General features: G+C 72.6%; 18 protein-coding genes. 6 read left to right on the forward strand and 12 right to left on the reverse strand.

The genetic code is table 11. The features are described 5' to 3' along the window. Positions 1-20 precede the first annotated feature (20 nt). The gene (locus tag ABTW87_RS06675) at positions 21-1,238 is read right to left on the reverse strand and encodes an MFS transporter (RefSeq protein ID WP_350649202.1); all 1,218 of its coding nucleotides are present in this window, start codon (positions 1,236-1,238) and stop codon (positions 21-23) included. 57 nt (positions 1,239-1,295) lie between these two features. Here ABTW87_RS06675 and ABTW87_RS06680 point away from each other — a divergent pair, with 57 nt between their 5' ends. Beyond that, entirely contained in the window at positions 1,296-2,303 is a 1,008-nt protein-coding gene (locus ABTW87_RS06680) for an ArsR/SmtB family transcription factor (protein WP_350649204.1), read from the forward strand. A gap of 15 nt (positions 2,304-2,318) precedes the next feature. Here ABTW87_RS06680 and ABTW87_RS06685 read toward each other — a convergent pair whose 3' ends face one another. Continuing rightward, positions 2,319-3,068, reverse strand: a complete 750-nt coding sequence (locus ABTW87_RS06685; protein WP_350649206.1) for a class I SAM-dependent methyltransferase — start codon at positions 3,066-3,068, stop codon at positions 2,319-2,321. A gap of 115 nt (positions 3,069-3,183) precedes the next feature. Between ABTW87_RS06685 and ABTW87_RS06690 the strand changes: the two genes are divergently transcribed. Further along, the gene (locus ABTW87_RS06690; protein ID WP_350649208.1) at positions 3,184-4,119 is read left to right on the forward strand and encodes a helix-turn-helix domain-containing protein; all 936 of its coding nucleotides are present in this window, start codon (positions 3,184-3,186) and stop codon (positions 4,117-4,119) included. A gap of 100 nt (positions 4,120-4,219) precedes the next feature. Here ABTW87_RS06690 and ABTW87_RS06695 read toward each other — a convergent pair whose 3' ends face one another. From ABTW87_RS06695 to ABTW87_RS06705, 3 genes are all read right to left on the reverse strand, one after another. Further along, positions 4,220-4,591, reverse strand: a complete 372-nt coding sequence (locus ABTW87_RS06695) for a YciI family protein (RefSeq protein ID WP_350649210.1) — start codon at positions 4,589-4,591, stop codon at positions 4,220-4,222. Position 4,592: 1 nt separating this feature from the next. Continuing rightward, positions 4,593-5,954 (reverse strand): RNA polymerase sigma factor, encoded by a 1,362-nt coding sequence (locus tag ABTW87_RS06700; RefSeq protein WP_350649212.1) that lies wholly within the window; start codon positions 5,952-5,954, stop codon positions 4,593-4,595. Positions 5,955-6,038: 84 nt separating this feature from the next. Next, a complete protein-coding gene (locus ABTW87_RS06705) occupies positions 6,039-6,917 on the reverse strand; it encodes an alpha/beta fold hydrolase (RefSeq protein ID WP_350649213.1) in 879 nt (292 codons plus the stop codon). 106 nt (positions 6,918-7,023) lie between these two features. Between ABTW87_RS06705 and ABTW87_RS06710 the strand changes: the two genes are divergently transcribed. Continuing rightward, complete coding sequence (locus tag ABTW87_RS06710) at positions 7,024-8,988, forward strand: AfsR/SARP family transcriptional regulator (RefSeq protein WP_350649215.1); 1,965 nt, start codon at positions 7,024-7,026, stop codon at positions 8,986-8,988. Between the two features lie 29 nt (positions 8,989-9,017). Here the strand turns inward: ABTW87_RS06710 and ABTW87_RS06715 are convergent, their stop codons facing one another. The 4 genes from ABTW87_RS06715 to ABTW87_RS06730 all read right to left on the reverse strand — a co-directional run bounded on the left by ABTW87_RS06715 (position 9,018) and on the right by ABTW87_RS06730 (position 12,518). Next, positions 9,018-9,470, reverse strand: coding sequence for a DUF6069 family protein (locus ABTW87_RS06715; RefSeq protein WP_350649217.1), 453 nt, complete (start codon positions 9,468-9,470; stop codon positions 9,018-9,020). Beyond that, the gene (locus tag ABTW87_RS06720; RefSeq protein WP_350649219.1) at positions 9,467-10,465 is read right to left on the reverse strand and encodes an RNA polymerase subunit sigma-70; all 999 of its coding nucleotides are present in this window, start codon (positions 10,463-10,465) and stop codon (positions 9,467-9,469) included. Before ABTW87_RS06720 ends, ABTW87_RS06715 begins: the two co-directional genes overlap by 4 nt. A gap of 675 nt (positions 10,466-11,140) precedes the next feature. Beyond that, positions 11,141-11,629 carry a VOC family protein gene (locus ABTW87_RS06725; protein ID WP_350649221.1) on the reverse strand — a complete coding sequence of 163 codons (489 nt, stop codon included), beginning with the start codon at positions 11,627-11,629 and terminating at the stop codon, positions 11,141-11,143. Positions 11,630-11,861: 232 nt separating this feature from the next. After that, the gene (locus ABTW87_RS06730; protein ID WP_350649223.1) at positions 11,862-12,518 is read right to left on the reverse strand and encodes a hypothetical protein; all 657 of its coding nucleotides are present in this window, start codon (positions 12,516-12,518) and stop codon (positions 11,862-11,864) included. A gap of 293 nt (positions 12,519-12,811) precedes the next feature. Between ABTW87_RS06730 and ABTW87_RS06735 the strand changes: the two genes are divergently transcribed. The 3 genes from ABTW87_RS06735 to ABTW87_RS06745 all read left to right on the forward strand — a co-directional run bounded on the left by ABTW87_RS06735 (position 12,812) and on the right by ABTW87_RS06745 (position 15,898). Continuing rightward, complete coding sequence (locus tag ABTW87_RS06735; RefSeq protein ID WP_350649225.1) at positions 12,812-14,188, forward strand: FAD-dependent oxidoreductase; 1,377 nt, start codon at positions 12,812-12,814, stop codon at positions 14,186-14,188. A 158-nt stretch (positions 14,189-14,346) separates the two neighbouring features. Then, positions 14,347-14,688: a YciI family protein gene (locus ABTW87_RS06740; RefSeq protein ID WP_350649227.1), complete on the forward strand. Its 342-nt coding sequence runs from the start codon at positions 14,347-14,349 to the stop codon at positions 14,686-14,688. Positions 14,689-14,698: 10 nt separating this feature from the next. Further along, entirely contained in the window at positions 14,699-15,898 is a 1,200-nt protein-coding gene (locus tag ABTW87_RS06745) for an RNA polymerase sigma factor (RefSeq protein WP_350649229.1), read from the forward strand. A 49-nt stretch (positions 15,899-15,947) separates the two neighbouring features. Here ABTW87_RS06745 and ABTW87_RS06750 read toward each other — a convergent pair whose 3' ends face one another. From ABTW87_RS06750 to ABTW87_RS06760, 3 genes are read right to left on the reverse strand one after another with little or no spacing between them, the layout of a single operon-like run. Next, positions 15,948-17,294, reverse strand: a complete 1,347-nt coding sequence (locus ABTW87_RS06750) for a carbohydrate-binding protein (RefSeq protein ID WP_350649230.1) — start codon at positions 17,292-17,294, stop codon at positions 15,948-15,950. 58 nt (positions 17,295-17,352) lie between these two features. Next, positions 17,353-18,351, reverse strand: a complete 999-nt coding sequence (locus ABTW87_RS06755) for a glycosyltransferase family 2 protein (RefSeq protein ID WP_350649232.1) — start codon at positions 18,349-18,351, stop codon at positions 17,353-17,355. A gap of 19 nt (positions 18,352-18,370) precedes the next feature. After that, positions 18,371-20,155 carry a putative glycosyltransferase family protein gene (locus ABTW87_RS06760; protein ID WP_350649234.1) on the reverse strand — a complete coding sequence of 595 codons (1,785 nt, stop codon included), beginning with the start codon at positions 20,153-20,155 and terminating at the stop codon, positions 18,371-18,373. Positions 20,156-20,180 lie beyond the last annotated feature (25 nt).

Consider the following 20,180-nt stretch of genomic DNA (forward strand, 5'->3'; position numbering starts at 1 on the left):
CTTCCCGGGGACACCTCCGGTTATCCGGCCCTACCGGCCGGCGACCGGGCGGCGTGGTGCGGGAGGACGTCCGGCGTCGGTCGGGCGTACCGTAGGCCTCGGGTGAGCAGCAGTGTCGTAACCAGTGACAGGCCGGCCATCAGCGCCACCGCCCGGTGCGTCGGCAGCACGTCGGCGATCCCTCCGGCCAGCGCCGCGAAGACCGCCTGCCCGGTCAGCATCCCGTTCTGGTGCAGACCGAGCGCCTGACCGTGCGCTTCGGGCGGGGAACGGTCGATGAGCCACTCCTGCAACGGCAGTGCGACCGCGAAGCCGACTGACGCGACCAGCGCGAGCACCATCGCCAGCGGAAGGTCCGGGCGCAGCAGGAAGGCGAGGTACGGCAGGGGGAGCAGGAGCCGCAGCGGAAGGACGCACCGTCGGCGCGCGGCCGGCGACAGGAACCGCCCCACCACCACGTCGCCGACGAGCATGCCGAGCGCGCCGGCGGCGAAGAGGAAACCGGCCCGGTCGCCCGCGTACGGCAGGAACAGCGCCTCGCAGCCGACGACCAGCCCGTTGGGCAGCCACAGGTTGAGGAAGAGCGCACGGCGTCCGCGGTCCGCCCACAGCTCCCGGTTGACTCGTAGGGTCCGGGCCGCCGAGGCCCGCGCGCCGGTGCGGGCGGGCCGCTCCCGCAGGCCGAACCAGGTCATCGCCACCACCAGCGCCCGCAGCACGGTCGCGACCAGAAACACCTGGTACGGAGTGAGCCAGACCAGCAGCAGCCCACCCGCTCCGAAGCCGGCGATCTGCATCACGCCGACGCTGGCGTTCATCGTCGACCGGGCCAGCACGTACGCGCCGGCGGGCAGGATGTCGTTGAGCAGCGCCCAGCGCGCGCCGCCGGTGATCGACCCGACGTACGCGACGAGCAGGATGACGGCGAACCGGACTCCGATCGGCAGCCCCGGGACCACCTGGACCGCCGTGCCGGCCAGCGCGACAAGCGCGGCGAGGGTCAACGCCCGGCGCGGCGGCAGGCTGTCCGCGGCGGAGAGCAGGGTCAGGCTGCCGAGCACGCCGGCCAGCGGTGCCCCGAACATGCTCAGCGCGGTCAGCACCGCCGAACCGGTCACGGCGTACGTCAGCGAGCCGAGGGCCAACGCTGAGCTGGTGTGCGCGGCGATGCCCGCGCAGTTGGCCAGGAAGAGGTTGCGGAACTCGCGGACGTTGAACAGATCGGAGTACGTTCGCACCCCACGATCCTCAGATCCCGCGGCTCGGGCGCGTAGAGTTACGGCTGGAGGCGAAACATGTCCGTCTGGCAGGTGCCGGTGGATCTGCTCGCCCGCAGTCGCTTCACGATCTCGCCGATGACCGAGACGGTCGCCGCGCTGAAGGCGCTACGCAGGCCGAGCAGCCCGTGGCAGCACGCCTGGCGGCAGGCGCACGGCGACGCGTACCGCGCGATGCTCGCGCGGCGCCCGGTCGTGCGGGCGCTGTTGGCCGCCGCGTTCGGGCGCCGGTGGATCGCCGACTTCCTCACCCTGGCCCCCGCGTCGGCCGCCCCGACGTTCCCCGAGGAGCTGGCGGTCGTCGCCGCGTGCACCGACGAGCAGATCCGCGCCGACCTGCGGGCGACCAAGCCGGGACCGCTCGAGGACGTGTTGTCCTCCGACGGGCTGGCACAGGAGGTGGCGTACCTGCTCGACTGGGTGTGGACGCACACCGTCCGGCCCGAGTGGCCGGCGCGGGAGCAGCGGCTACGCGCCGATGTCGTGGCACGCACCTCCCGGCTCAGCGCCGAGGGCTGGTCGGGCGTCTTCCCGGATCTGGCGGGCACCATGCAGTGGCTCGGTGACGGTCGCCTCCAGGTCGACGACTTCCCCGCCCCGCCGCGTCCGCTCGACGGGGCGGAGCAACTGGTGTTCGTCCCGGCGCATTGTGTGCGTGGCTGGGTGTTGTGGGCCAGACCCACGCGCTTCGGCATGGTCTATCCGGCCCGCGGCATCCTCGCCGACGCCCCCGTGCCGGCGCCGGACGGGCTCGACCGGCTGATCGGCCCGAACCGGGCGGCCATCCTCCGTCGGCTGGGCAGCCCGCTGAGCACGTCGCACCTGGCCGCGCTCACCGGGCTGTCCCTGGGGTCGGTCGGCGACCACCTCCGGGTGCTCCTCGACGCGGGGGTGGCGACGAAGCGGCGGTCGGGGCGGGAGGTGCTCTACTGGCGTACACCGCTCGGCGCCGCCCTGACCGACGGTTCGACCGATCCGCCGGCCCGGCCGGATTCTGGCAGCGGCACCTCCGACGGCTCCCGGTAGGACGGCACCGCAGAACTAGGGGCGGGTCGCCTGCACGAAGGTGACCCGGCCGAACCTGTGGTCGGTGTGCGCGACCTCCCGGGCGTCGCCGAACCCGGCGTCGGTCAGGAGCGTGACGATGCCGTTGCCGTGGTTGCGGGCCACCACCGGGTTGTGCGCCACCCGGGAGCGCATGAGTCGCGTCAGGTGCCGCAGTGCCTGGAGGGCACTGTGGCCATGGCGGTGGGTGGGATGTCCGGCCTGCTCGGCGGTGGATGCCGGGCCGCCGAAGTCGACGATCGTGACCCGGCCTCCCGGCCGCAGAGCGCGCAGCGCGTCGCGTGCGAACGCCGTCCGACCGTCGTCGTCGACGTGGTGCAGGGCCAGCGACGAGACCACATGGTCGAGCGCGGCGTCCTCGGCGGGGATCCGGTCGGCGTACCCCTGCACGAGGGTGAGCGGGACGTTGCGGCGGCGCGCCTTGCGCGCTGCCCTGCGCAGGGCGTCCCGGTCGGGGTCCAGCCCGGTCACCCGCGCGCTCGGCTGGGCTGCGAGCACGGCGAACGACAGGTTTCCCGTGCCACAACCGACGTCGACAACCGTCTGGCCGGGCTCGATGCCGGCGAGCCCGACCGCACGTTCGTGCAGCGCGCGGACACCGGCCACCCGGGTGAAGGCGTCGTAGAACGGGAGCAGCCAGCGCTTTCCCGCCCCCGGCAGGAACGGGCGGTCCCGATCCTCCGGAGTGCGCTGGTCGAGGATGCGTACCGGGGTCGACGCTGCCATGGATGCTCCTGTGGGCGTGGTGGCGGGTCTTGCACCGGTGACCCGGACGGACCGGTCTCGCACCTCCTAGTCTTGGATATTCTGCGGATTCAACGCAGGATTTAATGTGGGGACCATGGCACATTCTTCGGGCAGTGACCTGCCGGGAGTGCCGTCGAGGCTGCGTACCGTCCGGCCCGACGGGACACCGGTCTACCGTTACCGGGAGCGCCCCGGATCGCCTGCCGTCTCGGTGACCCGCTTCGACGCCGAAGCCGACCACCCCGACCTCCCGCCGGAGCATCGGCACGCCCACGACTTCCTCGTCCTGGTCTACGTCGAGGAGGGGATGGGCTCGTTCACCGTCGACGGCGCCGAACGGGCGCTGTGCGCCGGCGAGGTCCACGCCGTGTCGCCCGGGCAGGTCATCGGCGTAGCCGGCGCGGCCGAACTCGCCCGCGGCCGCGCCTGGTCGGTCGCGTTCACACCGGACGCCGTCCCCGCCCTGTCCGCGGTCTCCCCGCTGGCCTGGGCGCACCATCCCCTCCTCGCCCTGTTCGCCGCCAGCACCGGGCACGGCCGGGTCGCCGAGCCCGACCAGGCGAACTGGTCGGCGTGGCTGGCGGACCTGGCCGAGGAACTCGTCGACCCGGGCCGTCTCGGCGCCCACGAGGCCGTCACCGCACTGCTCACCCGGATTCTGGTCGCGGCCGCGCGACTGGCACCGACCGCCCCGGCCACGCCGGACCCGCTCGTCGAGCGGGCCTTCGCCGAGATCGAGGCGACGTTCCGCGAACCGGTCTCCGCCGCCGATGTCGCCCGCACGCTCGGCTACACCCCGGGACACCTCACGACCGTGCTCCGGCGGCGTACCGGCCGCACCCTGCTCGAATGGATCACCGAACGGCGCATGATCGAGGTCCGGCGACTGCTGCGCGAAACCGACCTGCCGCTCGACGCCGTCGCCGCCCGGACCGGCCTGCGCGACGCCACCTACCTCGTCCGCCGCTTCCGCGAGCGCTACGGCATCACCCCGCAGCGCTGGCGCCGCACCCAGCGAGCATGGTCATGACACCGACTCATCCGCACCTGCCGTGGGGATCCGGCCAGGCCCGGGGAGCGGCCTTCGTCGTACGCCCGATCCCCGAACCCGCGCCGTCGTCAGGATGTCGTCATCGCCGGCCAGCCTGGCGGAGCACCGCGTCGACCTCCGGGTCGGGCATCAGCTCCCGGACCTCCTGCGCGCAGCGGCACGAGCCGGCGATCTTGGCGGCCCACATCAGCGCCTCCTCGCGTGCGGCCACGTCGACGACCACGAACCCGCCGATGACCTCCTTGGTCTCCGGGTAAGGCCCGTCGGTGACCATCCCGTCCGTGGCCACGACGCTCGCCTGCTGGCGTTGGAGTCCAGCGCCGAACACGAACACCCCGGCGTCCACGGCCTCCTGGAGCACCGCGTGCGCGGCCTTGGCCACCTCGGGCAGATCCCCGTCGGGGATGTGGTCCATCGCGCCGTCGTTGAACGAAATTAGGTACCGCGCCATGTCACGACTCCCTTGTCCCGGCGACCCCGTGCGGCCGCCTCTCGCCTTCTCCACGAACGACTCGCCCCGGATCCGACGCGCTGCCGGCAGAATTTCCGGCGCGCGGGGTCCCGTCGCCGGTGCCGCCCTGTCCCAGCTCGTCGCGACGGCGGGCCAGGTACGCGGTCTCGGCGGTGTTGCCCGCCAGCTCGATGGCTCTGCCGTACGCCGAGTGTGCCAGCTGGTCGCAGCCGATCCGGCGGAGCAGCTCGGCGCGGGTCGCGTGGTAGGCGTGATAGTCGGCCAACGCGTCCGCGAGACGGTCGACGGCTGCCAGTGCCACCTCGGGGCCGTCGAGCTCGGCCAGCGCGATGGCCCGGTTGAGGGCGACGACCGGCGAGGGGTCGAGCCGGATGAGCTGGTCGTACAGGGCGACGATCTGCGACCAGTCGGTGTCGCGTACGTCGCGGGCGAAGGTGTGCACGGCGTTGATCGCTGCCAGGATCTGGTAGCGACCCGGGGCCACCCCGGCGGCCAGGCGCTCGCGCACCAGCCGATGGCCCTCGGCGATCAGCGTCGCGTCCCAGGCCCCGCGGTCCTGCTCGGCGAGGGGGACCAGCTGGCCGCTTGCCGAGACCCGGGCGGTACGGCGAGCCTCGGTGAGCAGCATCAGCGCCAGCAGCCCGGTCACCTCACCGTCGTCGGGCAGGAGGGCGCGGAGCAGGCGGGTGAGCCGGATCGCCTCGGTGGTCAGGTCCTGACGTAGGGGAGGGGTGTCGGGGCCGGTCGCCAGATAGCCCTCGTTGAAGACGAGGAACAGGACGGCGAGGACGCCGCGGACGCGTCCCGGGAGATCCTCCGCCGACGGCACCCGGTAGGGGATGCGAGCAGCCTTGATCTTGGCTTTCGCGCGGGTGATCCGCTGCTCCATGGCGGTCGCCCGGAGCAGGAAGGCACGAGCGATCTCGGGCACGGTCAGGCCGCCGACCATGCGCAGGGTCAGCGCCACGCGGGCCTGGATCGCCAGCGCCGGGTGGCAGCAGGTGAAGATCAGTCGGAGCCGATCGTCCTCGACGGCGCCGAGAGGCTCGGACGGGTCGACGGTCAACAGCTGGGCTTGCCGCTGCTTGTCGTCGCGCTTGTTCTCGCGCCGTACCCGGTCGATGGCCTTGCGGTTGGCGGTGGTGGCCAGCCAGGCCCCCGGGTTGGGGGGAACGCCGTCGGCCGGCCACCGCTCGACGGCGGTGACGAACGCCTCGGCCGCCGCCTCCTCGGCGATGTCGAGGTCGCCGAAGCGCCTGGTGAGGGCGGCGACCAGCCGTGCCCACTGCTCGTGGTGGGCGCGGGCGATCGCCGCCCGGACCTCACGGGTGCCCTGTTCCATGTCCCCCCGTCCCGGTCTGTCGAAGGTCGCCGTGTCGGGCCGACGCTATACGGGTCGGCCCGTCCACGCGGCGCAGGCGATTCGCTACCGGGCAAGCAGGGAGCGCAGGACCTTGATGATCTCGTCCGGCGCTTCCTCGGCCATGAAGTGCCCGACCGACGTGGTGCGGTGGTCCAGATCAGCAGCCCAGGTGTGCCACAGCGCGGCGGCGTCGTAGCCGAGTGCGGCTCCCCAGTCCTGCTGGACGACGGTCACCGGCATGGGCAGCCGATTTCCGGAGGCACGGTCGGCCCGGTCGTGTTCGACGTCGATGCCGGCCGAGGCGCGGTAGTCGGCGACGATGGAGGGGACCGCCTCGCGGGAGGCCTTCAGGTACTCCGCCCGCAGCTCCGCGGGAATGGCCTCGGGGTTCTTCGCCCACAGATCCAGGAAGTAGCCGAAGAAGGCGTCCGCGCTGGCGCTGATCATCTGCTCGGGCAGGCCGGGTGGCTGAGCCATCAGGTACAGGTGGAAGGCAACAGCGGCGGAGGACCCGTGCAGGATGTCCCACATGTCCAGCGTCGGTAGGACGTCGAGGATGGCGAGGTGGGTGATCGTAGCGGGATGGTCGAGACCGGCGCGGATGGCGACGAGGGCACCGCGGTCGTGTCCGGCCAGGGCGAAGCGCTCGTGGCCGAGCCGGCTGGCGACGGTGACGATGTCGGCGGCCATTGTCCGCTTGGAGTACGTGTCGGCGTCGCGCGCGGCGGGCTTGTCGCTGGCGCCGTAACCGCGCAGGTCGGGACAGATCACGGTGTGATCGGCGGCCAGGTCGCCGGCGACGTGCCGCCACATGACGTGGGTCTGCGGGAAGCCGTGCAACAGCACGATCGGGCTGCCCGTACCTCCCACCGCCACGTTCAATGTCACATCATCGTCGACCGAGACGCGCTGGTAGTCGAATCCGGGAATGGCAATTGTCATGATCGTCCTTTTCTCGTTGCGGTGGACGACCTCAGCCTGCCGGTCGCGGATGAGCAAACGATGAGCGCGATACGTTAAGCGCAGGTGTGGAAGGGCGGTTCGATCAGTGCAGGTCAGCGTCGGTGTTCTGGGGCCGGTTGTCGCCTGGGACGCCCTCGGCGCGCCGATCGACCTGAAGGGGCCGAAACACCGCGCGGTGCTGGCGCGACTCGTTGTCGCGCGCGGTCGGGTCGTCCCGGTCAACCGCCTCGTCGACGACCTGTGGCAGGAGCCCGCACCCAGCGCGGTGGGCAGCGTACGCACGTTCGTGGCGGCGTTGCGGCGCGCGCTGGAGCCACAACGCCCACCGCGCGAGCCGACACGGTTGCTTGTCACCGAGGGGCCGGGTTACGCACTCAGGCTGGCGCCGGACGCGGTCGACGCCTGGCGGTTCGAGGACGAGGTCGCCGTCGCGTCCACGGCGGCTCCTCACGCCGCACTTGAGAGGCTCGATCGTGCCCTGAACTGGTGGCGGGGGCCGGCGTTCGCCGGCGTCGGTGACGAGCCGTGGTCGCGCGTCGAGCGATCCCGCCTCGAACAGCTCCGGCTCAACGCGATCGAGCAGCGGGCCGAGACGCGATTGAAACTCGGGCGCGCCTCCGACGTCGTACCCGATCTCGACGCGCATGTTGCCGAGCATCCGTGGCGGGAGGAGGCGTGGCGGCTGCTGGCGCTCGCCCTGTACCGCACGGGACGCCAGGGCGATGCGCTCGCGGTGCTGCGCCGAGCCCGCAGCCTGCTGCTGGAGCAGCTTGGCGTCGATCCGAGCCCGCGACTGCGCCGCCTGGAGACCGACATCCTCCGGCAAGCGGATCTGCTCAGCGACGGCCTGGATCCGCCGGGACCGGAACGGGTCTGGGCGGAAACCGCAGCGGCCTACGACCGTACGGTGGCCTCCGGCTCGGGCTCTCGACTGGAGTCGACGGTCGGTCTGCTGCGAAGTCTCGCCGTGACCGGGGCGAGCGGACTTGCGGCAGCGCGGAACCAGCGGATCGCGGCCATCGCCGCCGCCGAGCAGTTGGGTGATCCTGACCTCACCGCCCGGGTGATCGGCGGCTACGACGTGCCCGCGATCTGGACGCGCCCGGATGAGCCGGCGCAGGCGGCGCAGATCGTGACGGCGGCCGAGCGGGCCCTGACCGCCTTGGGTCCCGACTCGTCCGAGGCCACCCGAGCCCGGTTGCTGGCCACGATCGCAGTGGAGTCACGCGGTACGCGCGCGGGGCGTGGGCCCGAGGCCGCCAAGGAGGCGGAGCGGATCGCGCGCGGCCTGGGCGACCCCGCCCTGCTGGCGTTCGCTCTGAACGGCGTGTTCATGCAGACCTTTCACCGCGCGGGCCTGGCTCCTCAGCGGGACCAGATCGGTGCCGAGCTCGTCGCACTCTCCGCCCAGCACGGCCTGGGGACGTTCGAGATCCTCGGTCACCTGGTCCGACTGCAGGCCCGAAGCGCGCTCGCGGACTTTGCCACCGCCGACAAGCACGCTGCCGCGGCGGACCGGCTCGCCGAGCGGTACGACCGCCCACTGGTCGCCGTGTTCACGCAGTGGTACCGCGCCCTGCGACTGGCCGCGACCGAGCCGTCGCCGCAGGCCGCGGAAGCGGCCTACCGCAACGGGGCGGGGCAGCTCGCCGACGCCGGCATGCCCGGCGTCGAGCGGGGCCTCCTGCCGCTGGCCCTGCTGTGCCTGCGCGTGTCGCTCGGGGAACCGGTCCGCTTCGACGTCGAGACCGACTGGGGCCCCTACACCCCCTGGGTACGCCCACTCGTCCTACTGGGACGGGACCGCCCGACCCACGCCGCCGCGGCGCTGCGTCAGGTCCCGGATCCGCCGCGCGACCTGCTGTTCGAAGCCCTGTGGTGCCTCACCGCACAGGCTGCCATCGCCTTGGACAACCGGACGGTGATGGAACGCGCCCGGATCGAACTCGCGCCGGCGGCCGACGAGCTGGCCGGAGCCGGTAGCGGCATGCTCACCGTCGGCCCCGTCTCACGTCATCTCGATGACCTCGACGTGGCCCTCGGCCGCTGACGCGCCGCGCGTGGTCCCGTGGCGGATCGTCAACCGGTCCGGGCGCGGAGGCTCCGCGCCAGGGTGGGGATCATCACCGCCGAGGGGACGAGGTGCAGCCCGAGGAGGGTGACGGTGGTGGCGGTGTCCGCCCCGAAGAGGACGGGCGGGACCATCGAGATCGCGGTCAGCGACACCGCCGTCCACAGGAATCGTTCGGCGGGGCGAGCGCTCCAGAGAAGAAGAGCACCGGCGATGACGATACCCACGACCGCGAAGAAGCCGGTCACCACGGCGAACCCGCCCAACGGGATCGACTCGCCGCTGTCGAGCGTGAAGTCGACGCCGACCGCCCGGGCCAGGGCAGCGGCGAGGGTGGTGGCCGCCACCGCCGCGAGCGTGGCGAGGGCACCGGTGCCGGCGAGCCGGCCGAGCCGGTGGGTGCGGCTGGTCCGGCCCGATGCCGGGCCGGCGCCGGCCCGGGTGTCATCCGTGCTGTTCATGCCGTTCCCTCCACCGGCAGTCGTTCCGGCAGCCCGAGCCGCGGGAACTGGTCGTCGTGGAAGGTGACGACCTCGGTGATCGCCCCGCCGGTGACGCGCAGGACGTCGATCGTCAGCGGCAGGTACGCGCCCTCCCGCTCCCGCCAGTGGTAGAAGGCGACGGCGGGCTGCCGGTTCACGGCGGTGGGAATGCCGCGCAGACCCGTCATGCCCTCGAAGCCGTCCTCGATCCAGTTGTTCACCACCGCGTCGAGGCCGACGTACAGGCCCGGGGTCGGCGGCATCGAGCAGCGGACGTCGTCGCGTAGCATCCCGGCGAGCGTGTCGATGTCGGTTGCCACGCTGGCTTCGGTGAAGCGGCGTACCAGCTCGCGGGTCGCGGCGTCCTCCTCGCCGCCGGTCCAGTCCTGCCGTTCGGCGGGCAGGTGCTCCCGCATGCCGGCGCGGGCCCGCTGCAGCGCGCTGTTGACGGAGTTGACCGAGTCACCGAGGAGTTCCGCGACGTCCTTCGCCGGCCAGCCGAGCACGTCGCGCAGGATCAGCACGGCCCGCGGGCGCGGCGCGAGGTGCTGGACCGCGACCAGGTACGCCAGCTCGATCGTCTCCCGCGCGACGGCCACGGTCTCCGGCTCGTCCGCGTCGCCCGCCGGCAGCTCGTCGAGCAGCCGGTCCGGGTACGGCTGCAGCCACCGCACCTCGCCCCCGGTCGCCGGTTCCGGGCGGACCTTGGCGAGCAGGTCCAGGCAGGCGTTTGTGGCGATCCGGTACAGCCAGGCCCGGAACGTCGACCGCCCCTCGAAGGTCTCCCGCCGCCGCCAGGCACGCAGGAACGTCTCCTGCACGGTGTCCTCGGCGTCCTCGAACGACCCGAGCATCCGGTAGCAGTGCACGTGCAGCTCCCGCCGGTGCCGCTCCGTCAGCCCCGAGAACGCCCGCTCGTCGACCTCGCCCAGACCGCTCACGCTCAGCTCCTTCAGCCGCGTGTCCGCACCCATCAGGTCATCCTTCCGCCTCGTGGTGTCTCGTCACAGGTGTGACGGGTGCGGGCACGACAACTCATCACCAGGGCCGGTCGGACGCGCCGTGCGTGACTCCTCGGCACCAACAAATGGGTGGCCCGGCCAGCCCGCCCCGCCTTACCGTGCGATCGGATCCTCCGACCCACTCACGAGAGGACTTCGTCCCGCGTGACGCCGCCTGCTCTCTAGACCTGACATCGCCGTGCATCGGTCGCCGACGTCGCCGTCGGCTCTCTTCCCATGCCTTCCGTCACGTCCTGAGAGAGATCATGTCTACGCGTCCTCACATCGTGCTGTCCTGGGCCGTTCGGCGTACGCGCCTTCCCCTGCTCGCGATCCGCTGCGTCCACTGTCACCCCGCCATCGCCGGCGACGGGAAGTTCCGCGTCGATGCCAACGACCGACTCGACGGCTGGCTTCTGGTCGCCCGGCGCGACCGGTTCGCCCTGGAGCGGGACTCCGGCTGGCCCTGCGCCGTACCGCGGGATTCACCCGGGCGTCCTGCCCCGAGCCGCCGCGGACCCGAGCCGGCGCGAGCGGCACGGTGGCCGCGCCCCCGTCCGCATCCCGCGGCGGTCCGTGCCCGGTCGTACCTGGCCGGGCTGGAACGCAGGTCGGGGCCGGCCCGACGCGTCCTGCGCTGAGGGCGGGTCAGGCCGACGCCTCGGTGCCGAAGCCGTCGAGCGATTCGCGTTCCTCCAGCGTCCGCAGCTCCTGAAAGACGGTGATGTGCAGGTCCGCGGGCGCGTCGAGTCGGGCGTTTACCGACTGCCACGGCGTGGTGGTCGGCGGTGCCACCGGCACCGCGCCGCCGGCCACCAGACGACCGGTGGTGGCGACGGCGTCGTCCACCTCGAACGCCACCCGGATCCGCGGGGCAACCTGATGTCCCACCTCGACCTCGTCGATCATCTGCTTCTGCGCCGGGCTGGCGATCTCCAGCGTGGCCCGCCCCGCGTCCAGGATCACCACGCGGGCGTCGCCGCCTCTGGAGTACGCGGCCTGCTCAGGCAGCCCGAGCACGTCCCGGTAGAACCGGACCGCCGCGTCGTAGTCCTCCGCCTCGACGACCAGCCGCAACTGGCGTACGACGGGTGGCTGGGCGGCTTCGGGGGAACGCGGCGCGTTGACGTCGGTCATAGCCGGCACGGTAGCGGCTGCGGCCGCAGCGTTCAGCTCCGGCCGGTGGTCCCGGACTCGGCTGCCGGAGCCGGCGCGGCCGTCCTGGCGGCGCCGGCCACCGCCTCGCGCAGCGGATGGAGAAACGGCGCTGTCGGCCACGAGTCAGGTCCGTAGCGGGCGTAGGCGAACATCACGGCGTGGCACCAGACGGACGGCCCGGACAGCCGCAACGGTTCCACCTCAGCGAAGGTCAGGACCGAGTTCGGACCGTCAAGGAAGTACTCCATGGTCGCGTGGTGGTCGAATGCCAGCCATCGGCTGAACGGAGCGTCCAATGCACGATGCCCGGCCCGATGAATCCGGGTGCGACCACCGTCGGCGGGGGCTCGCCTCTGAGTAGTCGCTGATAGAGGTGGATCGCCGCGGCCCAACCCTGTTGCAGCGCCATCTCGGCGGGCGGCAGCCGGCGTGCACGCGGTCGGTGGGCCGGCAGCAGCCGGCCCAGCCCGTAGGCGGGAGCGTACGCGATCAGCGCCCACGGCGCGGTGAGTCCGACCACGACGACACACACCCACCGGCCGTACGCGAAGCGGCGTCGCCGACGGCCGTCGACGAGCCCGAGGACGACGCCCACGACGACGCTCGCCACGACCGCGGCGGCGCAGACCAGCACGAGGAGGCTCGTCCACTCGGCGACCTCGGCACATGGTCCGGGCACACCGCCGACCCGCCGGGTCGACGTCGGCCCGTACCGGTCGACGCAAGCCTCGTTGCGCCGGCTCAGCCGGACGGTCAGCACTCCCAGGGCCAGGAGGGCGGGCATGCCGACCGCCGCGACCACCCAGTGCCGCCCCTCGCGGCGAGAGGTCGCTGAGCGCAGTTGGACGGAGCCAGGATTCGGACCCACCCGGTCGTCTCCTCAGCCTTTGTGTGGTGGGAACTGTACTCAGCGTGGAACCACTGTCAACGGCTGGCGGATCTGCCGTACCCACGTGATGGGCTCATTCGCGGCGTACGCGGCGCCGGCCGCGTCACGGATCCGACAGTTGTCCGGCCCGTGGCTGACGCGGCGCCTGTCCGGGCAGCGTGCGGCACCTGTGCAACGATCGACGGGCGTATGCGGACCGGTCGTGCCGGTCCGCCCCGCGCAGGCCCATGACAGGCATGGGAGCAGGCACCTCGTACCCCTTGGAGAGCTTGATGTCCCTCTCCCCGGCCCGGGTCTTCGCGGCGTTGAACGCGGAGCGGCCCGCCGACCAGGCGTCCCCGATCCTCGGTAAGGCCATCGTGCTGGGCGGCAGCGTCGCCGGGCTGCTGGCCGCCCGCGTGCTCTCCGCGTACGCGGAGAGCGTCGTCGTGCTCGACCGGGACGACCTGCACGTGCCCGGCGAACGACCCGGCGTGCCACAGGGGACCCAGCTGCACGCACTGCTGCCCGGCGGCCTGCACCAGTTGGAGAACCTGTTCCCGGGGTTCCGCGAACGGGCCCTGGCCCACGGGGCGGTCGGTGCGCCGCCCGCCGCCCGGCGCAACTACCTGGACGGGCGCTTGAAGGTCGTGGTGCCCGACGACGCCGACAGTCTCGCCGGCACCCGGCCCCTGCTCGAGGGGCTGATCCGGGAGCAGGTGCTGCGGCTGCCCAACGTGAAGACGATGCGTGCCCGCGCCACCGGCCTCGTGTTCGACGGCGCGGTCACCACCGGGGTTCGCTACGACATCGGCGGGGCACCCGGCGTCGAGGGCGGCGACCTCGTGGTCGACGCCATGGGGCGGTCGAGCCGGCTGTCCGAGTGGCTGGAGCAGGCCGGCTGGGACCGGCCCGTGGCGCGGCGGATGACGGTGAACCTGAACTACGCGACGGCCCTGTTCCGGCGCCGCGCGCCGGACCCGGAGTTCACCGTCGTCCTGGCGTTGAACAGCCCCGGGACGCCGGCGGCGGTGGCCGGCGCCGCGTTCTTCGCCGTCGAGGACGGCCGGTGGATGGCCATGATGGCCGGGTACGGGGACGATCGTCCGGGGCGTACCGGGGAGGACTTCGTCCGTCGGCTGCGGGAGGCGTTCCCGCCGGAGTTCGCGGAGGTCGCCGGGAGCGAGATGCTGGGCGACGTGCGGACCTACCGCCACGCGGACAGCCGGCGGCGGGACTTCGCGGCGCTGAGGCGGTTCCCGGCCGGACTGGTGAGCGTCGGCGACGCGGTGGCGTCGTTCAACCCCGTCTACGGGCAGGGGATGACGGCGGCGGCGTTGCACGCGGCCTGCCTGTCGGCGTACCTGCGGTCGGGCCCGAACCTCGGCGCGCCGGCGCGCCGGTTCTTCGAGTTGCAGAAGGTCGTCGTCGACGCGGCCTGGTCGATGTCGACCTCCGCCGACCTTGCCCTGCCGCACGTGACCGGCCCCTACCCGCGCGGCTACCGTCTCTCCAGCTGGGTCAGCCGGCAGATCGTCGCGGCGACCGTGACGGACGTGGCGATCGCCCGACGGTTCAACGACGTGGTCTCGATGCGTGCGCATCCGAGTTCGCTGGCCACACCCGGCGTGGTCCTGGGCGCCCTGCGGGCCAACCGGCGCGCGCGCTGACCGGCCCGGGCGGTCCTGCTCCGGAGGCGGTCACGCCGGCCGCCACCCGACGAGGATTTCCCGGAGGGGTTGTCGGATCCGGCGGTGCGCCGGTCGTCTGGTAGGTGGCGGGTCCTTCCGCCCACCCGCACCGCCGATCGAGCCGAGAGGAGCAACCGATGAAGTACGTGCTGATGTTCGCCGACACCGAACAGTTCGCCGCCGACCTGGCCGCCATGGACGAAGCCGAGATGGAGCGTGCCTACGCCCGGGTACAGGGGTGGTTCGCCGAGCACCGGGACAAGATCACTCACCATGCCCACCTGATGCCGCCGGACACCGCCACCACCGTGCGGCTGGATCGCGGGGAACCGTTGATCTCCGACGGGCCGTACGTGGAGGGCAAGGAGATCGTCAGCGGTTACGCCGAGATCGACGTCGCCGACCTCGACGAGGCACTCCGCATCGCGACGTCCTGGCCGGCCTGTCCGGTGGTCGAGATCCGGCCCGTGGCGGGTTGACGCGGCCCGGATGCCGCCCCCGCCGACCCATCGCGAGCTCGCCCGCGTGGTCCGCGACCACGCGGGCCGGCTGGCCGCGTCCCTCGTGCATCTCGTCGGTGACTTCACCACCGCCGAGGACCTCGTCGCCGACGCCGTCGAAGCGGCGCTGACGCACTGGCCGGTCGACGGCATCCCGGACCGTCCGGACGCCTGGTTGTACACCGTCGCGCGACGCCGCGGCCTGGACCACCTGCGTCGGGCGCACCGCCACCGGCGACGACTCGCCCTCGCCCCGGTCCCGCCGGAGCCCGCTCCGGACGACCGGCTCCGCCTGATCTTCACCTGCTGCCATCCGGCCCTGCCGCGAACCGCCCAGGTCGCCCTCACCCTGCGGGTGGTGTGCGGGCTCACCACCGCACAAATCGCGAAGGCTTTCCTCGTCCCGGAGAGCACCGTCGGGCAACGCGTCACCCGGGCCAAACGCAAGATCAACCAGGCGGGTATCCCGTACCGGATCCCGGCCGCCGACGAGCTCGGCGACCGCCTCACCGAGGTCCTCGCCGTGGTCTACCTCCTGTTCAACGAGGGCTACCTGGCCACCGACGGCTCCCGCGTCTGGTCCCGCGACCTCACCGACGACGCCGAGTTCCTCGCCGCCCTGCTGCACAACCTCATGCCCACCGAACCCGAGGCGGCCGGCTTGCTGGCCCTGATCCGCCTGCACCGGGCCAGAGCCGCCGCCCGGTTCGGCGCGGACGGCGAGCTCATCCAGTTGCCGCACCAGGACCGGTCCCGGTGGGACCGGGCGGCCATCGCCGACGCGGGCCGGCTCATCGCCCGTGCCGCCGCGCGCGGGCGGCCCGGGCCGTACCAGCTCCAGGCGGCGATCGTCGCCTGCCACGCCGAGGCCGCCCGGTGGGAGGACACGGACTGGCCGCAGATCCTAGTGCTCTACGACATGCTGGTGCGGCTGGCGCCCTCGCCGGTCACCCGGCTGCACCGGGCGGTCGCCCTGCGGTACGTCGCCGGACCGGCGGCCGCGCTCGGCGAAGTCGACGCTCTCGCCGCCGAGTTGGACGGCTACCACCTCCTGCACGCCACGCGGGCTGAGCTGTTGCGCGACCTCGGCGACGCGGACGCGGCGCGGGCCGCCGACGAACGGGCGCTGGCCCGTACCGCCAACCCGGCCGAACGGTCCCTGCTGCGGCGACGGCTCGCCTGGACCTGAACCGCCGGACGGCGACATTTGGCCCGCGCCGGCGTCCGCGCCGACCGGCTCATCGGCCCTGCAGTGCCCGGACGTTGTCGCCGAAGGTCCAGCCCTTCGACCCGTCCCAGTTCAGGGACCAGGTCATCAGACCCTTCAGGCCGCCGCGGTAGGTGTTCCACGCCTGCGCCACGGCGGTCGGCGCGAGGTAGCCGCCGCCCGCGCCGACCTGGGCCGGCAGGCCGGGAACCTGCTTGTCGTACGGGACGCGGATCGTGGTGCCCTGGACGACCAGCCCGGCGTTGAGGCAGTCGGTCTGCGCGACGAACCCCTGGACGGTGCCGGCCGGGTAGGAGTCGCCGGAGCAGCCGTACATGCTGCCGTTGTAGTACTGCATGTTCAGCCACCAGAGTCGGCCGTTGTCGGCGTAGCGCTTGATGATCGGCAGGTACGCGCCCCAGATCGACCCGTAGACGACGCTGCCGCCGGTGACGTACGCGGTCTCCGGTGCCATGGTGAGGCCGAAGGCCGGCGGCATCTGTGCGAGCACCCCGTCGATGATCCGGATCAGGTTGGCCTGCGACGTGGAGAGCTGGGAGATGTTCCCGCTGCCGGTGAGCCCGGTCTCGATGTCGATGTCGATGCCGTCGAAGTTGTACCGCTTGAGGATCGGCACGATTGTCGCGACGAACCGGTCGGCCACCGCGGCGGAGCTGAGATCGATCCCGGCGGTGGCGCCGCCGATCGACATCAGGATGGTCAGCCCGGCGGCCTTGGCCCGGCACATCTCGGCGGGGGTCGGCACCCGGACGGTGGCGTCCATGCCGTCCTCCCACAGCACGGTGCCGTCGGAGCGGATCACCGGGAACGCCGCGTTGATCACGTTGTACCCGTGCGCCGGGATGCGCGGGTCGGTGACCGGGATCCAGCCCAGCGGCGGATGGACGCCGTTCGCCGCGCCGTCCCAGTTCTCCCAGTATCCCTGGAGGACCTTGCCCGCCGGCTTCGGCTTGCCGGCGCACGTGTCCGGCCCGGGCGATGTGGGCGTCGGTGTCGGCGTGGGCGTGCCGCTGGACGTCGGCGTGGGGGAGGGCGACGGGGTGGCGGAGGGTGTGGGCGTCGGAGTGCCGTCGCAGGCCCCGAGGTCGCTCCAGAGCGCGGGGGTGGCGGCCGGGTTCCAGCCCGCGCCGGCCGGCGGGGTGTGTGTCACGAGCGCCTGGTAGAGGCGGCCGGCGTAGGTGACCCGGGTGCCGGCGGGGTAGGTCGTGCCCTCCGCCCAGGGCGGTGCGGTGCAGGCGACCGCCGGGACGGCCGCGCCGCCGGTGGTCGCGGCGGCGCCGACCGCCGTCGGTACGGCGACGGCGGCCACCAGCGTGGCGCTGGCCAGCAGGGCAGGCATCGTCCGTCGAAGTCGCATGGCGGTCCTCCTCATCGATTGATGGGAGGCTATCAGTTAACTTTATTAATAGTAAGGGTCAGTGCTCCCGGGGCCGCCCGACCGGCCGGACCGGCGGCCGAGCCGCCACCGGCCGCTCCTCAGCGGACCTCGTGACCAGGCCCTCGGTCTCCTGGACCAGGTAGTGCGGCCGGCGCTTGGTCTCGTAGTAGATCCGTCCGATGTACTCGCCGATCACGCCGAGGATCATCATCTGGATGCCGCCCAGACCGATCACGCTGACGATGATCGTGGTGTAGCCGGGGACGTCGATGCCCTTGCTGACCGCGTCCGCGACCACCCAGGCCATGTACGCGACCGCGATCAGCGTGAGGAACCCCCCGCCGTAGATGGCCAACCGCAGCGGCCGGTTGTTGAACGACAGCAGCCCGTCGAACGCGTAGTTGAACAGCTTGCCGACGGTCCACCGGCTCCGGCCCGCCTGCCGGGTCTCGTTGCGGTGCGCGATCACCACCGTCCGGAAACCGATCCAGGAGAAGAGCCCCTTGGAGAACCGGTTGTACTCCGGCATCGCCAGCACCGCGTCCACGGCGAGCCGGGACAGCAGCCGGAAGTCCCCGGCGCCGTCGAGCAGCCGCACGTCGATCCACCAGTTGACCAGCCGGTAGAAGGACCGGGACGCCAGCATCCGCAGGAACCGGTCGCCGCGCCGGTCGCGGCGGGCGATCACCTGGTCGAAGCCCTGCCGGTACAGCGCCACCATCTCCGGCAGCAGTCGCGGTGGGTGCTGCAGGTCCGCGTCCATGATGACGACGGCGTCCCCGGTGGCCCGCTCCAGGCCGGCCAGCATCGCCGCCTCCTTGCCGAAGTTGCGGCTGAGCGACAGGTACCGCACGGACGCGTCGGCGGCGGCGAGCCGGCGCAGCGCCGCGAGGGTGCCGTCCTCGCTGCCGTCGTCGACGTACACCACCTCGACCTCGACGTCGGACAGCTCCGCGACCGCGGCGGTCACCGCGGCGTGCAGAAGCTCGACCGACTCCTCCTCGTTGAAGCAGGGGACCACGAGCGACAGGCGCACGGCGGATCACCCCACCCGGTCAGAGGCGGTAGACCAGCACACCATCGACATCCTCCCGGGTGATGCCCAGCCCGTCGATCGGCCGGGCGGCGATGTCCTCCCACGGCGTCCCGCCGGCCCAGCCCGGCAGGGCCACCACCGACCGCACCCCGATGCCACGCAGGTAGGCCACGCTGCCCGCGTCGGGGAAGGTGGCCGTCACGGCCCGGGTCTGGGCCTGGGTGGCCGGCTCGAACCCGGCAAGACCGTTGGTGACCCGGGGGAATCCGTCGGTCGTCCACAGCATGTAGATGAGGTCGATCCCGCCGCCGGCGGGCAGCACCAGCATCGGCTCGGCCGCCGTACGTAACGCGGCCGGTGGCGGCGGCACCTCCGGGTGCGGTGTGCGGTTGACCGCCTCCAGACCGACCAGGACCAGCGGGACCAGCAGGACCGCCGGGGCCAGGCGCCGGCGCCAGCCGTCGGCCGACCACCGCCGCACCGCGGTGGCGAACGCCGTCAGCGTGCCCGCCGCCAACACCGCCAGCAGCAGGCTCGTCCAGTGCATCATCCGGCCCGGCGTACGCAGCGCGTCCCAGCCCGGCAGGTGCTTCGACAGCGTCAGGTAGCCCGGGTCGCCGTCACCGCCCAACGTGGCACCGAGGCCCAGCAGCACCGTGCCGAGCACGCCGAGCCCCAGCGCGATCCGGTGCCGGGCCCGGTACACCGGGACGAAGAGTCCCGCCGCGGCCAGCCACAGCAGGGTCATGCCGGGCAGCAACGCCATCTCCGGCGGCCAGGACAGCTGGTCCCGGGCCGCGGCGTGCCGGTCACCCCACAACCACGAGTCCGCCGGGGCGGTGGCGAAGCCGATCAGCGGCGGCGAGAACATCTCCGTCCAGTCCAGCGACCGCTCGGCCTGCGGGTTGAGGTCGACCACCCGCAGGTAGACCAGACCGAGCAGTAGCGTCACCGCGCCGAACACCGCGCCGCCGGCCAGATCCGCGACCAGCAGCCGCCGGCCGAACGGCGGCCGTTCCCGGCGCCGCCACCAGGACCAGCCGTAGCCGGCAGCGCCGACGAGCACCGCCGCCAGCAGGAAGTACACAAGCGGCAGCCCAATGGCGAAGCCGAGGCTGACCTGCCAGGCGGCGACGAGCCAGCCGGCCAGCGCCCAGCCCGGCCGCCGCCGCTCCGGCCGGTAGCCGTGCCGCAGCGACCAGCCGTGGCCGCGGGCCAGCATCGCCAGGCACAACGCGATCCCGCCGCTGGACAGGATGTTGAGGTGACCGGCGTGCGCCAGCCGCCACGGCGCGAACGCCCAGGCGACCCCGGCGACCGCCCCGCCCAGCCGCCCCGCCCCGAGCTGCCGGACCAGCGCGTACGCGCCGACGAACGCCAGCGCGTGCACGAGCACGTACATGACGTTGTACCGGACCAGGGCCGCCTCGAAACCCGAGCCGAGCATGCCGATCGGGGCGTAGCCGAGCAGGGTGTCGCTGTAGGCGTACGTGTAGCGCTCGGGGAAGAACGTGTTCGAGTGCCAGAGGTTCAGCGGGTCGCTGAGCACGGCGTGCCCGGCCCAGGCCAGCTGCCACGCCTGGAGGGTCGGGTCGGCGATGTCGTTCGGGATCGTGCTCGCCGGATGGCGCATCGTCGGCCAGGTCAGCACCACGGCGAGCAGCAGCCCGCCCAGCACCGCCAGCGTCCATTCGTGCCGCAGCCAGCGCCACCGACCCCACCGGTCGCGGCTCCCGTTGGCGGAAACCCGGTCGTGGTCGGTGCTCTCGGCGGACGGTCGGGCGTCCGTGGACCCGGTGGTCATAAGGACAGATATTCAACTATCGAGA

Source organism: Micromonospora sp. NPDC126480 (genome assembly GCF_040302465.1).
Taxonomy (GTDB): domain Bacteria; phylum Actinomycetota; class Actinomycetes; order Mycobacteriales; family Micromonosporaceae; genus Micromonospora.

Coding starts and splice junctions, on each gene's coding strand:
- ABTW87_RS06680 (WP_350649204.1), top strand. CDS start 1,296: ATGTCCGTCTGGCAGGTGCCGGTGGATCTGCTCGCCCGCAGTCGCTTC.
- ABTW87_RS06685 (WP_350649206.1), bottom strand. CDS start 3,068: ATGGCAGCGTCGACCCCGGTACGCATCCTCGACCAGCGCACTCCGGAG.
- ABTW87_RS06690 (WP_350649208.1), top strand. CDS start 3,184: ATGGCACATTCTTCGGGCAGTGACCTGCCGGGAGTGCCGTCGAGGCTG.
- ABTW87_RS06695 (WP_350649210.1), bottom strand. CDS start 4,591: ATGGCGCGGTACCTAATTTCGTTCAACGACGGCGCGATGGACCACATC.
- ABTW87_RS06700 (WP_350649212.1), bottom strand. CDS start 5,954: ATGGAACAGGGCACCCGTGAGGTCCGGGCGGCGATCGCCCGCGCCCAC.
- ABTW87_RS06705 (WP_350649213.1), bottom strand. CDS start 6,917: ATGACAATTGCCATTCCCGGATTCGACTACCAGCGCGTCTCGGTCGAC.
- ABTW87_RS06715 (WP_350649217.1), bottom strand. CDS start 9,470: ATGAACAGCACGGATGACACCCGGGCCGGCGCCGGCCCGGCATCGGGC.
- ABTW87_RS06720 (WP_350649219.1), bottom strand. CDS start 10,465: ATGGGTGCGGACACGCGGCTGAAGGAGCTGAGCGTGAGCGGTCTGGGC.
- ABTW87_RS06725 (WP_350649221.1), bottom strand. CDS start 11,629: ATGACCGACGTCAACGCGCCGCGTTCCCCCGAAGCCGCCCAGCCACCC.
- ABTW87_RS06735 (WP_350649225.1), top strand. CDS start 12,812: ATGTCCCTCTCCCCGGCCCGGGTCTTCGCGGCGTTGAACGCGGAGCGG.
- ABTW87_RS06740 (WP_350649227.1), top strand. CDS start 14,347: ATGAAGTACGTGCTGATGTTCGCCGACACCGAACAGTTCGCCGCCGAC.
- ABTW87_RS06745 (WP_350649229.1), top strand. CDS start 14,699: ATGCCGCCCCCGCCGACCCATCGCGAGCTCGCCCGCGTGGTCCGCGAC.
- ABTW87_RS06750 (WP_350649230.1), bottom strand. CDS start 17,294: ATGCGACTTCGACGGACGATGCCTGCCCTGCTGGCCAGCGCCACGCTG.
- ABTW87_RS06760 (WP_350649234.1), bottom strand. CDS start 20,155: ATGACCACCGGGTCCACGGACGCCCGACCGTCCGCCGAGAGCACCGAC.